The following is a 13,231-nucleotide window of genomic DNA, read 5'->3' on the forward strand; positions in this document are numbered from 1 at the left end:
GGCGGCCGATCTGACTACACGTGTCGTTACGTTTGACACTGCGACGGCAGCATCGCCATTCGTACACTCCGCGAACACGCCCGCCGGGCCCTACGCGGACACGCATCGTGCGCACCTGCCTGAAATGGTCTTCGCTGTTGTTGTCCGCATTTCCGCTCGCCGCCCTGGCCAGCGATCAATGGATCCTGGCCACCGATCTATGGGGCAACAGCGCCAGGCAGACGTTGAATCTGGACGTCCAGGGCTCGCGTGTCAGCGGAACGCTGGGCGGCGACCCGATCAAAGGCACGTTGAACGGCGCGCAGCTGAAGTTCACCGCCACCGGCAGCGACGGCCAGGTTTACCACTACGATGGCCAGATCGATGGCAACCGCATGCGGGGCCGCAGCGACGAGCCGGACACCAACAATCGCAATGCCCGTGCAGCGCATGAGTTCAGCGCATGGCGGGTGCCGTCACGACCAGGGAATATCCCGCGTCTGCACGACTTCACGCCGAGCGACTACTCCAATACCTTCAGCGCAGAGCGCGCCCCGGCGCTGGTGATCTGGCCCGGCGACTCCGTGCAGACCAGGACCCTGGATTCCGGCGGTGTCGACGAGCACGGCGTCACCCGCGCCTTGTTCGGCAACCCACAGGTCGGGCCGTTCTTCGTCGCCGGTGCCGAGCCTGGCGACACGCTGGCAATCACCATCCGTTCGCTGAAACTCAACCGCGATTACGCCGACAGCCTCGACGGCATCGTCGGCCGCCTGAAGACCCCGCGCATCGCCACCGAAACCGCGACGCTGGGAAAGCCGGTGCGCTGGGAACTGGACCGCGTACGTGGCACGGCTCGCCCACAGGGTGCCAGCGGCGCATTGGAACACTTCCAGATCCCGGTCAAACCGATGCTCGGCGGCCTCGCCGTCGCCCCGGGCTTCGGTTACCCCGCGTTCTCCACCGGCGACGCCGGCGATTTCGGCGGCAACATGGATTTCAATGCCGTGGTCGAAGGCAACACCGTCTACCTTCAGGTCCAGCAACCCGGCGCGTTGCTGTATGTCGGCGATGGCCATGCCCTGCAGGGCGATGGCGAGACCAGCCAATGGGCGCTGGAGACATCACTGGACGTGGTACTGAAAGTGGAGCTGATCAAGAAGCAGTCCATCGCCACGCCACGCGTTGAATCACCGACGCAGATCATGACCCTGGGGCAGGCAGGCTCCAGCGACGATGCGCTGCGGCTGGCGACGTCGGGGATGCTGCAGTGGTTGCGCCAGTCCCATGGACTGGATATGTCGCAGGCCACCCAGGTGCTCGGCGTGGCAGTGCAGTACAGCGTGGTCAATCTTGCCGGCCGCAGTGTGGGCGTGGCCGCGAAGATCGACAAGTCGGTGTTGAAAGGCTTGCCGGGGGCCACGCTGAAGACTCCCAACCCAACGCCGTGATCGATGTTGGAGGCGGGCATGCGCAGCCCGCAAGCCAACAGCGGCGCAAGAACAAACGGCGAGCCGAAGCTCGCCGTTTGCCTTGGAACCTGCCGAGGCCGATTACGGCTTGGGCGCAGCTTGCTGCGTCGATGCAGCTTCCGCCTTGGCGATCATGTCTTCCACCGAGGCGGTGGTGATCGGGTGGTAGCCCGGCTTGGCCTTGGCGAACACTTCCTTGGCGAAGGCCAGGCCTTCCGGGGTCTTCAGCAGCTCGGCGTAGATCGGCAGCACCAGCTTGCGACGGCCCACCTTCTGGATGAACTCACCGGCCGCCGGCAGCGCTTCGTTGTAGCCGCTGCGGATGGCCAGCGGGTACCAGCGCATGGCGATCTCGCCATTGGCGGTGCCGGTGAAATGGTAGGCCTTGTCCAGCTGTGCCAGCTTCTCCACCGGCTGCTTCTCGCCCAGCCCGTCGATGAAGCGCACCCACTCCTGCGTGCCCCACGCACCGGTGACCTGGTTGCTCGGCACGGCGTCACTGCCCAGGTAGGCGATGCGGGCGGTGTCGACCACGGCGAAGTTGCGCGAACGGGCGCGGGTGGCGAAGGCCGGGATGCCCGGCTCCTCCAGCCATGCCTTCAGTTCGGCATCGGTGACCGCCGAGGGGTTCTTCGGCAGCAGGTTCTTCTTCATGTACTCGACGAACTGGTCGGTGTTCGCGCTCTGGAAGGCATGGTCGTTGAACCAGCCACGCAGGAACGGATCGAACACCTCGCGGCCGAAGCGCTGTTCCAGGAACTGCAGGAACCAGGCGCCCTTGACGTAGGCAACGTTGCTCAGCGCCTCGTCCGGGTCACGCTCGTTGAGCGGCGGCAGCGCCAGTGCCTGGTCGGCCGGGCTCATGTCCTTCACTTCGTTGAGCAGGTCGGTCTGGTCGATCTCGCGCTCCATCTCGGCCATTTCCTGGCCGTACAGCGCCTCGGTGATGCGTGCCTGCACGTAGGTGGTGAAGCCTTCGTTGAGCCAGATGTCCTTCCAGCTCGCGTTGGTCACCAGGTTGCCCGACCAGCTGTGCGCCAGTTCGTGGGCCACCAGCGAGACCAGCGACTTGTCGCCGACGATCACGGTCGGGGTGGCGAAAGTCAGGCGCGGGTTCTCCATGCCGCCGAACGGGAACGACGGCGGCAGCACCAGCATGTCGTAGCGGCCCCAGCGGTATTCGCCGTACAGGTTCTCGGCGGCACCGATCATCTTCTCGGTGTCCTCGAATTCCTTGGTCGCCTTGCCAACCATGGTCGGCTCGGCCCACACGCCCGAACGCCCGGAGATCGGCTGGAACACCAGGTCACCGGCGGCGATGGCCAGCAGGTAGGACGGGATCGGCTGCGGCATCTTGAAGGCGTAATCGCCATCACGCGCGGCCTTCGGGTCGTTGTCGGCGCTCATCAGCACCATCACGTCCGGGCGGCTGGTCACGTGCGCGCTGTAGGTGAAGCGAACGCTCGGGGTGTCCTGCAGCGGTACCCACGAACGGGCGTGGATGGCCTGCGACTGGCTGAACATGAAGGGCAGCTTCTTGCCCTCGGTCATCGACGGCTCCAGCCACTGCAGGCCCGAGGCGGTCGGTGCGGTGTGGTAGGTGATGCGCACGCTGGCCGGTTGGTCCGGGGTCTCGATGCTCAGCTTGCTGCCGAACACCTTGTCGGCCGGGGCCAGGGCGAACTGCAGCGGCGAGGCGGCACCGTCGGCGGCGATCGCCTCGACCTTCTCCACGGTCAGCTCGCGGGTGTCCAGCACCAGCTGCTTGGCGGCCTTGTCCTTCCACTCCAGCGTGTAGGTGGCGGTGCCACCGATCTGCTTGGCGTCGAAATCGACCTTCAGGTCCAGCGCCAGGTCCTTGATGACGACCTTGTCCGGCTCGGCATAGGAGCTTTCATCGTGGCTGCGACTGACGGTATTCACGGCGGCGGCGGGCTTCTGGGCGACGGGGTCGGCGGTGGGGGCGGCAGGTTCCTTGGCACAGCCGGCGACAAGCGCCACGGCCAGGGGCAGCATCAGCAGGGAAGAACGCATCTGAAGAGAACCGGTTCAGGGAACAGCCGTCGATTTTAAACCCGAACCGCCTTGCCGGATGCGGCGGTGCACCGTAGGAGCGCCTCGGCCCCCCGTAGGAGCGACCTTGGTCGCGAAGCCGGCAAGGTTTCCGACACGGCGCCACCTGCAATTGCAGACCTTCCGGCAGCGGCCGCATCGCCAGCTTCGCGGCTGAAGCCGCTCCTACAACGGCACCGGTTCCGACACCGCTATAGGGGCGACCTTGGTCGCGAAGCCGACGCCCCCAACCACCCGCTTATCTGCAATTGCCGGCAGCCCCACGACAGAACGCAATGCCTGCTTCGCGGCCAAGACCGCTGCTACCGCCTTGCGGCCATGAAAAAGGCGGCCCTTAGCCGCCCTTTCCCTGCATCCTGAACCCGCCTCAGAGCTTGTAGCCGGAATGGATCGACACGATGCCGGCACTGAGGTTCTTGTAATGGCAGCGGCCGAACCCGGCCTCGGTCATCATCCCCTTCAGCTCCTCCTGCGGCGGGTGCTTGCGGATGCTCTCGGCCAGGTACTGGTAGCTGTCGGCATCGCCACGCGCGAACAACTTGCCCAGCTTCGGCAGCACCTTGAACGAATGGAAATCGTAGATCGGCTTGAACCAGTCCACGGTCACCTCGGAGAACTCCAGCACACGCGCCTGGCCACCCACCTTGAGCACGCGGTACATCTCGCGCAGCGCGGCGTCCTTGTCGGTGACGTTGCGCAAGCCGAAGGAGATGGTCACCAGGTCGAAGCTCTGGTCCGGGAACGGCAGTGCCTCTGCGTTGAGCTGCACCCACTCGAAGCCGGACACGTGGCCGCGGTTGGTCAGGCGGTCACGCCCCACCGACAGCATGCCGGCGTTGATGTCGCCCAGCACCACGCTGCCCTCGGGCCCCAGTCGCTCCTTCAGCAGCACGGCGATGTCCCCGGTGCCACCGGCCAGGTCGAGCACGCGGTCACCCGGCTTCACCTGCGCGGTGGCCACGAAGTAGCGCTTCCACAAGCGATGGATGCCCAGGCTCATCAGGTCATTCATCAGGTCGTAGTTGTCGGCCACGGAGGTGAACACCTGGCCGACAAGCTTCTGCTTGTCCTTGGCCGGTACGTCGCGGAAGCCGAAGTGGGTGGTGCCGGTCTTGTAGGGGGATTCGCTCATGAGCGCGATTATCGCACCGCCGGAGTGCTTGCGGCGGCAGGCGCCTGAATCACGCCGCTATCATGGCCGCACCGGCGCCCGCGCGCCTTGAGGACCCCGCATGATCACCACCCCCGACTACCGCGCCCTGCTCGAAACCGCCATCGCCGAAGCCCGCCAGGGCCTGGCCGAGGGTGGCATCCCGATCGGCGCGGCGCTGTACCACAACGACGGCCGCCTGCTCGGCTGCGGCCACAACCGCCGCATCCAGGAAGGCGATCCGTCCATCCACGGCGAAACCGATGCCTTCCGCAAGGCCGGCCGCCAGCGTGGCTACCGCGACACCATCATGGTCACCACCCTGGCCCCGTGCTGGTACTGCAGCGGGCTGGTCCGCCAGTTCAACATCGGCACCGTGGTGGTCGGCGAATCGGTCAGCTTCGGCGGCGGCATCGACTGGCTGCGCGAGAACGGGGTCAAGGTCATCGACCTGAACGACGCCGGCTGCATCGAGATGATGGGCCGCTACATCACCGACCATCCGGAGATCTGGTACGAAGACATCGGCGAGTAAGCCAGCTGACTGCGGCATGACTGGTATCACGCCAATGTGAGACAGTGAAACCCAATCGTAAGAGTTGGCAGCGTAAGCTGCGCGGACAGGGGCACTGCCATTGACGAGGTGAAGCGATGTTCATCGCGCCCATCCAAGCCAGCAGTCGCCGTTCTCTGCAACAGGCTGGGGAACGGCTACGCCAGCATTACCAGCGTTACCGTAGTTCGGCCCCGTTCTGGGATGCCTACCAGCAGGTCCAGCGCGAGCTGGTCGCGGCCTACCCCGAGCACCAGGCCGAGTTGTGCAACCGGTTGGCGGTCTTCGCGCAGCGGCTGGGCGCGGTTGAAAAGGCCCAGTTGCTGGAAACCGCCGAGTTCGAGCATTGAAACGGGAACACCGGGCACTGCCCGGTGTTCTTGTCTGCGACGTTTGCCTTCATCCGTTGCCTGCTGCGCGGCCGAGGCCGCTCCTGCACCAAGAAGATCCTCCGCCTGCCTGATGTGCCTGCGCACGCATTGGCAGGAGCGGCCATGGCCGCGAGGCCATTACGCCTGCAGGTGACCTAAACGCTTTCCTTCCGGGCATTGCCAGCTTCGCGGCCACGGCTGCTCCTGCAAAAAAAAACGCCGGGCATTGCCCGGCGTTTTCCGTTTCACCACGTCGTCGCTCAGTGCGCCGCGTCTTCGGGCTTGTCGCGCAGCTTGCGGTTGAACAGGCGCTGCACCACCACGAAGAACAACGGGATGAAGAACAGGCCCAGCAAGGTGCCCACCACCATGCCGCCGAGCACGCCGGTACCAATGGCGCGCTGCGCACCGGAACCCGCACCGGAAGCGATGGCCAGCGGCAACACGCCCAGGCCGAACGCCAGCGAGGTCATGATGATCGGGCGCAGGCGGTCACGGACCGCATGCATCGTCGCTTCGATCACGCCGGCGCCCTTCTCCAGGTGCTCCTTGGCGAACTCCACGATCAGGATCGCGTTCTTCGAGGTCAGGCCGACCGTGGTCAGCATCGCCACCTGGAAGTACACGTCACGCTCCATGCCACGTATGGTGTTGGCCAGCACCGCGCCGAGGATGCCCAGCGGCGCCACCAGCAGCACCGCGGTCGGCACGCTCCAGCTCTCGTACAGCGCGGCAAGGCACAGGAACACGATCAGCAGCGACAGCGTGTACAGCAGCGGCGTCTGCGAACCGGCCTCGCGCTCCTGGTAGGACACCGCGGTCCATTCGATGCTGAAGCCCGGCGGCAGTTCCTTGGCCAGGCGCTCCACTTCCAGCATCGCGTCGCCGGAGGCCACGCCCGGTGCGGCTTCACCCTGGATTTCCAGCGCCGAGACACCGTTGTAACGCTCCAGGCGCGGCGAACCGTAGTCCCAACGCTGGCTGGCGAAGGCCGAGAACGGCACCATCTCGCCGGCGTTGTTCTTCACCGTCCACAGGCTGAAGTCCTCCGGGTTCATGCGGAAGCCGTCATCGGCCTGCACGTACACGCGCTTGACGCGGCCACGGTCGATGAAGTCATCGATGTAGCTCGAGCCCCAGGCCGTTGCCAGCGTGCTGTTGATGGTGTCCAGCGACAGGCCATGCGCGCCGGCCTTGGCCACGTCGATGTCCAGGCGCAGCTGCGGGGTGTCATCCAGGCCGTTCGGGCGCACATTGGCCAGCTTCGGGCTCTTCCCGGCCAGGCCGAGCAGCTGGTTGCGGGCGTTGACCAACGCTTCGTGGCCCTGCCCGGAGTTGTCCTTCAGGAAGAAGGTGTAACCCGAGGCGATGCCCAGCTCCGGCATGGCCGGCGGCGGGAAGGCGAAGATGAAGGCGTCCTTGACCTGGCCCAGCGCCATCATCGCGCGGCCGGTGATCGGGCCCACGCCCTGATCGGCCGAGCGCTCGCCCCAGTCCTTGAGCTTGACGAAGGCCATGCCCGAGTTCTGGCCCATGCCCGAGAAGCTGAAGCCCTGCACCGAGAACACCGATTCGACCGCGTCCTTCTCGTTGTTGAGGAAGTGGTCTTCCAGCTTGTAGATCGACTCCAGCGTGCGCTCCTGGGTGGCGCCGACCGGTGCCTGCACCAGCGCCATCAGGATGCCCTGGTCTTCATTGGGCAGGAACGAGCTGGGCAGGCGTGCGAACAGCAGGCCCATCACCACCGCCAGCGCCAGGAACACCGCCATGAACCGGCCCGGGCGAAGCAGGATGCCCTTCACCCCGCGCTGGTAGGTGCCGCTGGTGCGGTCGAAGCCGTTGTTGAAGCCATTGAAGAAGCGGCCCAGCAGGCCGGCGTGGGCAACATGGTGCTCGCCCTTCTTCAGCGGCTTGAGCATGGTCGCGCACAGCGCCGGGGTCAGCACGATCGCCACCAGCACCGACAGCGCCATCGCCGAGACGATGGTGGCCGAGAACTGGCGGTAGATCACGCCGGTGGAGCCGCTCATGAAGGCCATCGGCACGAACACCGCCGACAGCACCAGGCCGATGCCGACCAGCGCGCCGGTGATCTGGCTCATCGACTTGCGGGTGGCTTCCAGCGGCGACAGGCCCTCCTCGGACATGATGCGCTCGACGTTCTCCACCACCACGATGGCATCGTCCACCAGCAGGCCGATGGCCAGCACCATCGCGAACATGGTCAGCATGTTGATCGAGAAGCCCAGCACCGCGAGGATGCCGAACGTACCCAGCAGCACCACCGGCACGGCGATCGTCGGGATCAGCGTGGCGCGGAAGTTCTGCAGGAACAGGTACATCACCACGAACACCAGCACGATGGCTTCCAGCAGCGTCTTGACCACACCCTTGATCGACACGCGCACGAACGGCGTGGTGTCGTAGGGGATCACCGCCTTCATGCCGGCCGGGAAGTTGGCCTTGAGCTCATCCAGCGTGCGGCTCACGCCCTCGGAGGTCTCCAGTGCGTTGGCGCCGGTGGCCAGGGTCACGGCCAGGCCGGAGGCCGGCTTGCCATTGAAGCGGGTGACGAAGTCGTAGGTTTCCGCGCCCAGTTCGACGCGGGCCACGTCACCGAGCTTCAGTGCCGAGCCGTCGGCTTCGGTGCGCACCACGATGTTGCGGAACTGCTCCGGCGTCTGCAGCCGGTCCTGCGCGTTGATGGTGGCGTTGAGCTGCTGGCCCTTCACCGCCGGCGCACCGCCGAGCTGGCCCACCGCGACCTGCGCGTTCTGCGCCTTCACCGCGGCGGTGACCTCGTCGACGGAGACCTTGTAGGTCTGCAGCTTGGTCGGATCCAGCCAGATGCGCATGGCGTACTTGCCGCCGAACACCTGGATCGAACCCACGCCCGGCACGCGGCTGAGCGGGTCGACGACGTTGGAGCCGACGTAGTCGGAGATGTCGTTCTCGTCCATGCTGCCGTCCTCGGACACGAAGCCGATGACGTTGAGGAAGCCGGAGCTGGACTTGGCGACGTTGATGCCCTGGCGCTGCACTTCCTGCGGCAGCAACGGCATGGCCAGCTGCAGCTTGTTCTGCACCTGCACCTGCGCGATGTCCGAGTTGGTGCCGCTCTCGAAGGTCAGGGTGATGCTGGCCTGGCCATTGGAGGAGCTGTTGGACGAGAAGTACATCAGCCCGTCCAGGCCCTTCATGTTCTGCTCGATGATCTGCGTCACCGAGTCCTCGACCACCTTGGCCGACGCGCCCGGGTAGCTGGCCGAGATGGACACCGCAGGCGGTGCCACTTCCGGATACATCGAGATCGGCAGCTTGAGCATGGCGAGGGCGCCAGCCAGCATGATGATGATGGCGATGACCCACGCGAAGATGGGCCGGTCGATAAAGAAGCGTGCCATGGAGTTCTCCGCTTACTGCTTGGCCGCCGGCGCCGTCGCGTCGGGCGCGGCGGCGGGCTTGGCGGCTTGGGCACCCTTCTCGGTGGCCTGCACCGGCATGCCCGGGCCGATCTTCTGCAGGCCTTCGACGATGACCTTGTCACCGGCCTTCAGCCCGCTCTCGACCAGCCACTTGTCACCGATGGTGCGGCTGACGGTGACCGGACGCACGGCGACCTTGCCTTCGCCATCCACCACCATCGCGCTGGTGTCGCCCTTGGCATCGCGGGCGATGCCCTGCATCGGCACCAGCAGGCCGTTCGGCCGCACGCCGCTGCCCAGCACCGCGCGCACGAACATGCCCGGCATCAGCACGTGGTCGGGGTTTTCCACCCGCACGCGCAAGCCGTAGCTGCCGGTGGACGGGTCGACGTTGACCTCGGAGAACTCCAGCGTGCCCTTGTGGGCGAACGGGGTGCCATCTTCCAGCACGATGTCCACCGGCAGCTCGGAGGCGCCTTCCAGGCGGCCTTCGGCCAGTTCGCGGCGCAGCTGCAGCAGCTCGGCCGAGGACTGGGTGACATCGATGTAGATCGGGTCGAGCTGGTTGATGGTCGCCAGCGCTGCGGCCTGGCCCGCGCTGACCAGCGCGCCCTGGGTGACGCTGGACTTGCCGATCTGGCCACTGATCGGCGCGGTGATGCGGGCGTAGCCCAGCGTCACGTTGGCCGCGTCCAGCGAGGCGCGCGCGGCACCGACGTCGGCCTCGGCCTGCTTCCAGGCGGCCTGTGCGTTCTCATCGTCCTGCACGCTGATCACCTTGCTCCGGACCAGCTCGCTGCTGCGGCGCGCCGCCAGCCGTGCAGCGCTGGCGGTGGCTTCGGCGCGGGCCAGCTGCGCGCGGGCGCTGTTGGCCTGGGCGCGGTAGGCCGCGTCGTCCAGCTGGTAGAGCGCCTGGCCTTCCTTGACGAAGCTGCCTTCGGTGAACAGGCGCTTGGCCACGATGCCGCTGACCTGCGGGCGCACCTCGGCCACCTGGTAGCCATTGGCGCGGCCGACCAGTTCGCGGGTCAGGGTGACCGGCTCGGTCTTGAGGGTGACGACCGTGACCTGGCCCGGGCCGCCCTGCGGCGGTGCTTCCCCGCCCTTGCAAGCGGCCAGTGCAACGGAAAGGGCAAGAGAAAGCGCGACGACGCGATAGCTGCGGATTCGAGACATGTGGAAGACTCAATGGGAAAGGTGGCGCTCGCGGACCTGCGCCGGCCCCCCGAAGGGCCCGGCACGCACGGTGTGCATAACTTACGTGGAGGCCCGTGAGAACCGCCACTACAAATGCACAGCAGCGCCATCCTGCGAAGCAAGCCGGCGAAATATACATACATGCACGCATGTTTGTAAACGGCTACAATTCAGCCCGGTTTCATCCAGCAACGGCGCAGTGCCATGGCCAGAAAGACCAAAGAAGAAGCCCAGGCCACCCGCGAACACATCCTTGATGCGGCCCTGGCCTGCTTCCATGAGAACGGCGTCGCCAACACCTCGCTGGCGGCGATCGGTGAGCGTGCCGGCTATTCGCGCGGCGCGGTGTACTGGCACTTCAAGAACAAGACCGAAGTGCTCGAAGCGATGATCAACCGCGAGCGCGTCCCCTTCATCAAGCGCCTGCGCCGCACCTACTCGCCCCACCGCAACACGCCGATCCTGGACCTGCGCTCGGCGATGCTGGTCTCGCTGAGCGAACTGGCCACCGAGCCGCACCTGCGCGACATGATGGAGATCATGCTGCGCAACGACCTCAGCGCTGAAAGCCAGGCGATGCAGCAGTTGCAGCACGACAGCATCGAGGAGGAGATGGCGATCTTCCGCCGCGCCTTCGAACGCGCCCGCGAGCTGGGCCAGTTGCGCGAGGGCGTCGACACGGCCGTGGTCTCACGCATCCTGCATGCGGGCATGACCGGCGTGCTGTACAGCGCGATGCTCGAACCCCGCCAGTTCGAGCTGCAGCGCGACAGCCGCGAGGTGATGGATGCGCTGCTGTCCTACTACGTCAAACCCGGCGTCATCACCCCGGGGGCCGATCCCCTGCCCTTGCCGCCGGCCGACCCGGACGAGCACGACTGAAACGCGCGGGTGCAGCACGGCGAGCCCATCCCCGCTGCATGGGCGGGGATGCAACCCCAGCGCCAAGCCCAGCCACGAATCCCCAACGAAAAACGGCAGCACCGACGTGCTGCCGTTTCCACGAACACCGGGCCGATTCGCTTACAGGATGTAGCGGCTCAGGTCCGGATCCTGCACCAGTTCGCCCAGGTGCTTGTTCACGTAGTCACTGTCGATCGCGATGGCCTCGCCGTCACGGTCCGGCGCCTCGTAGCTGAGCGAATCGAGCAGCCGTTCCAGCACCGTGTGCAGGCGGCGTGCACCGATGTTCTCCTGGCGCTCGTTGACCTGGAAGGCGATCTCGGCCAGGCGATCCACCGCGTCCGGGGTGAAGTTGACCGTGACGCCCTCGGTCGCCAGCAGTGCTTCGTACTGCTTGGTCAGCGCGGCCTTCGGCTCGGTGAGGATGCGCACGAAATCGGCCTTGGTCAGGGCGCCCAGTTCCACGCGGATCGGGAAGCGGCCCTGCAGTTCCGGAATCAGGTCGCTGGGCTTGGCCAGGTGGAACGCACCGGAGGCGATGAACAGGATGTGGTCGGTCTTCACCGTGCCGTACTTGGTGGAAACGTTGGAACCTTCCACCAGCGGCAGCAGGTCACGCTGCACGCCCTCGCGCGAGACATCGCCGCCACCGACGTTGTCCCCGCGCTTGGCGACCTTGTCGATCTCGTCGATAAACACGATGCCGTGCTGCTCGCAGGCCTCGATGGCGGCGGTGCGGATGTCGTCCTCGTTGACCAGCTTGCCGGCCTCTTCCTCGACCAGCAGCGGACGTGCGGCCTTGATCGTCAGCGTTCGCTTGTTCGACTTGCTGCCGCCCAGGTTGGCGAACATCGACTTCAGCTGCTGGCCCATTTCCTCCATGCCCGGCGGGGTCATGATGTCCATGCTGACGTTGGCCGCCACTTCCAGTTCGATCTCGCGCTCATCCAGCTCGCCGGCACGCAGCATGCGGCGGAACTTGATGCGGGTTTCGTTGTCGGCGGCGGACGGCTCGTTGCGCGCGGCCTCGGCATCGAAGCCGATGCCGACGCTGCGACGCGGCAGCAGCGCATCCAGGATGCGGTCCTCGGCGCGCTCCTCGGCCTGGGTGCGCACGCGCACCTTGGCCTGTTCGCGGTACAGCTTGACCGCGGTGTCGGCCAGGTCACGGATGATCTGCTCCACGTCCTTGCCGACGTAGCCGACCTCGGTGAAGCGGGTGGCCTCCACCTTCACGAACGGCGCGTTGGCCAGCGTGGCCAGGCGGCGCGCGATTTCGGTCTTGCCGACACCGGTCGGGCCGATCATCAGGATGTTCTTCGGCATCACCTCGTTGCGCAGGTCGGCCGGCAGCTGCATGCGGCGCCAGCGGTTGCGCAGGGCGATGGCGACCGCACGCTTGGCGTCATGCTGGCCGACGATGTGCCGGTCCAGCTCCTGCACGATCTCGCGCGGGGTCATGGTGGCGGAAGAGACTTCGATCTTGTGGTTCATGGGGTACTCGCAGTCGTTGGCCGAAGCGCTCAGAGCTCTTCAACCACCACGTTGGTGTTGGTGTAGATGCAGATGCCACCGGCGATGTTGATGGCCTCCATGGCAACCGACTTCGCATCCATCCCGGTGTGCGCGAGCAGCGCGCGCGCGGCGCTCAGCGCGTAGGAGCCGCCGGAGCCGATGGCGATGATGCCGTCCTCCGGCTCGATGACGTCACCGGTGCCGCTGATGATCAGCGAGGTTTCCTTGTCGGCCACCGCCAGCAGCGCCTCGAGCTTTCCGTAGCGGCGGTCGGTGCGCCAGTCCTTGGCCAGTTCCACCGCGGCACGGGTCAACTGGCCATGCTTCTCGAGCTTGGCTTCGAACAATTCGAACAGGGTGAACGCATCGGCCGCCGCACCGGCGAAACCGGCCAGCACCTGGCCATCGCGGCCCAGTCGACGCACCTTGCGGGCATTGCCCTTCATCACCGTGTGGCCCAGCGTGACCTGGCCATCACCTGCGATCGCCACGTGCTCGCCGCGACGCACGCAGCAGATGGTGGTGGCGTGGAAAACATTGGGGTTCTGACTGGGGTCCATGTGGCCTCCGGGATACTGTCCAACCGAAGTGGG

10 protein-coding genes are annotated in these 13,231 nt (G+C 66.1%); 4 read left to right on the forward strand and 6 right to left on the reverse strand.

What is annotated here, in order from left to right; translation table 11 throughout:
* The first annotated feature begins 137 nt into the window (after nt 1–137).
* Nucleotides 138–1,430 carry an acetamidase/formamidase family protein gene (locus tag ACIPR8_RS07530; protein ID WP_446540641.1) on the forward strand — a complete coding sequence of 431 codons (1,293 nt, stop codon included), beginning with the start codon at nt 138–140 and terminating at the stop codon, nt 1,428–1,430.
* 102 nt (nt 1,431–1,532) lie between these two features.
* Here ACIPR8_RS07530 and ACIPR8_RS07535 read toward each other — a convergent pair whose 3' ends face one another.
* Together ACIPR8_RS07535 and ubiE are read right to left on the reverse strand one after the other, a co-directional pair.
* Nucleotides 1,533–3,485: a M1 family metallopeptidase gene (locus ACIPR8_RS07535; protein WP_446540642.1), complete on the reverse strand. Its 1,953-nt coding sequence runs from the start codon at nt 3,483–3,485 to the stop codon at nt 1,533–1,535.
* A 406-nt stretch (nt 3,486–3,891) separates the two neighbouring features.
* Complete coding sequence (gene ubiE, locus ACIPR8_RS07540) at nt 3,892–4,656, reverse strand: bifunctional demethylmenaquinone methyltransferase/2-methoxy-6-polyprenyl-1,4-benzoquinol methylase UbiE (RefSeq protein ID WP_132865063.1); 765 nt, start codon at nt 4,654–4,656, stop codon at nt 3,892–3,894.
* A 100-nt stretch (nt 4,657–4,756) separates the two neighbouring features.
* Here ubiE and ACIPR8_RS07545 point away from each other — a divergent pair, with 100 nt between their 5' ends.
* A complete protein-coding gene (locus ACIPR8_RS07545) occupies nt 4,757–5,209 on the forward strand; it encodes a nucleoside deaminase (protein WP_132865064.1) in 453 nt (150 codons plus the stop codon).
* Between the two features lie 116 nt (nt 5,210–5,325).
* Entirely contained in the window at nt 5,326–5,577 is a 252-nt protein-coding gene (locus ACIPR8_RS07550) for a hypothetical protein (RefSeq protein WP_132865065.1), read from the forward strand.
* 281 nt (nt 5,578–5,858) lie between these two features.
* On the opposite strand, the gene smeE is transcribed toward ACIPR8_RS07550, so the two are convergent.
* The gene (smeE, locus tag ACIPR8_RS07555) at nt 5,859–9,002 is read right to left on the reverse strand and encodes a multidrug efflux RND transporter permease subunit SmeE (RefSeq protein ID WP_192286739.1); all 3,144 of its coding nucleotides are present in this window, start codon (nt 9,000–9,002) and stop codon (nt 5,859–5,861) included.
* Nucleotides 9,003–9,014: 12 nt separating this feature from the next.
* On the reverse strand, nt 9,015–10,199 hold the full coding sequence (locus ACIPR8_RS07560) for an efflux RND transporter periplasmic adaptor subunit (RefSeq protein ID WP_313252802.1): 1,185 nt from the start codon (nt 10,197–10,199) through the stop codon (nt 9,015–9,017).
* A gap of 225 nt (nt 10,200–10,424) precedes the next feature.
* Here ACIPR8_RS07560 and ACIPR8_RS07565 point away from each other — a divergent pair, with 225 nt between their 5' ends.
* On the forward strand, nt 10,425–11,102 hold the full coding sequence (locus tag ACIPR8_RS07565) for a TetR family transcriptional regulator (RefSeq protein WP_192286741.1): 678 nt from the start codon (nt 10,425–10,427) through the stop codon (nt 11,100–11,102).
* Nucleotides 11,103–11,243: 141 nt separating this feature from the next.
* On the opposite strand, the gene hslU is transcribed toward ACIPR8_RS07565, so the two are convergent.
* Nucleotides 11,244–12,617, reverse strand: a complete 1,374-nt coding sequence (gene hslU, locus ACIPR8_RS07570; protein ID WP_446540643.1) for an ATP-dependent protease ATPase subunit HslU — start codon at nt 12,615–12,617, stop codon at nt 11,244–11,246.
* Between the two features lie 29 nt (nt 12,618–12,646).
* On the reverse strand, nt 12,647–13,198 hold the full coding sequence (hslV, locus tag ACIPR8_RS07575) for an ATP-dependent protease subunit HslV (RefSeq protein WP_313252804.1): 552 nt from the start codon (nt 13,196–13,198) through the stop codon (nt 12,647–12,649).
* Nucleotides 13,199–13,231 lie beyond the last annotated feature (33 nt).

The sequence above is a fragment of the Stenotrophomonas sp. LARHCG68 genome, from assembly GCF_052871705.1.

Excerpts from the sequence above, each read along its gene's own strand:
- smeE (WP_192286739.1), bottom strand. The coding sequence starts at position 9,002 with ATGGCACGCTTCTTTATCGACCGGCCCATCTTCGCGTGGGTCATCGCC.
- ACIPR8_RS07535 (WP_446540642.1), bottom strand. The coding sequence starts at position 3,485 with ATGCGTTCTTCCCTGCTGATGCTGCCCCTGGCCGTGGCGCTTGTCGCC.
- ACIPR8_RS07565 (WP_192286741.1), top strand. The coding sequence starts at position 10,425 with ATGGCCAGAAAGACCAAAGAAGAAGCCCAGGCCACCCGCGAACACATC.
- ACIPR8_RS07545 (WP_132865064.1), top strand. The coding sequence starts at position 4,757 with ATGATCACCACCCCCGACTACCGCGCCCTGCTCGAAACCGCCATCGCC.
- hslV (WP_313252804.1), bottom strand. The coding sequence starts at position 13,198 with ATGGACCCCAGTCAGAACCCCAATGTTTTCCACGCCACCACCATCTGC.
- hslU (WP_446540643.1), bottom strand. The coding sequence starts at position 12,617 with ATGAACCACAAGATCGAAGTCTCTTCCGCCACCATGACCCCGCGCGAG.
- ubiE (WP_132865063.1), bottom strand. The coding sequence starts at position 4,656 with ATGAGCGAATCCCCCTACAAGACCGGCACCACCCACTTCGGCTTCCGC.
- ACIPR8_RS07560 (WP_313252802.1), bottom strand. The coding sequence starts at position 10,199 with ATGTCTCGAATCCGCAGCTATCGCGTCGTCGCGCTTTCTCTTGCCCTT.
- ACIPR8_RS07550 (WP_132865065.1), top strand. The coding sequence starts at position 5,326 with ATGTTCATCGCGCCCATCCAAGCCAGCAGTCGCCGTTCTCTGCAACAG.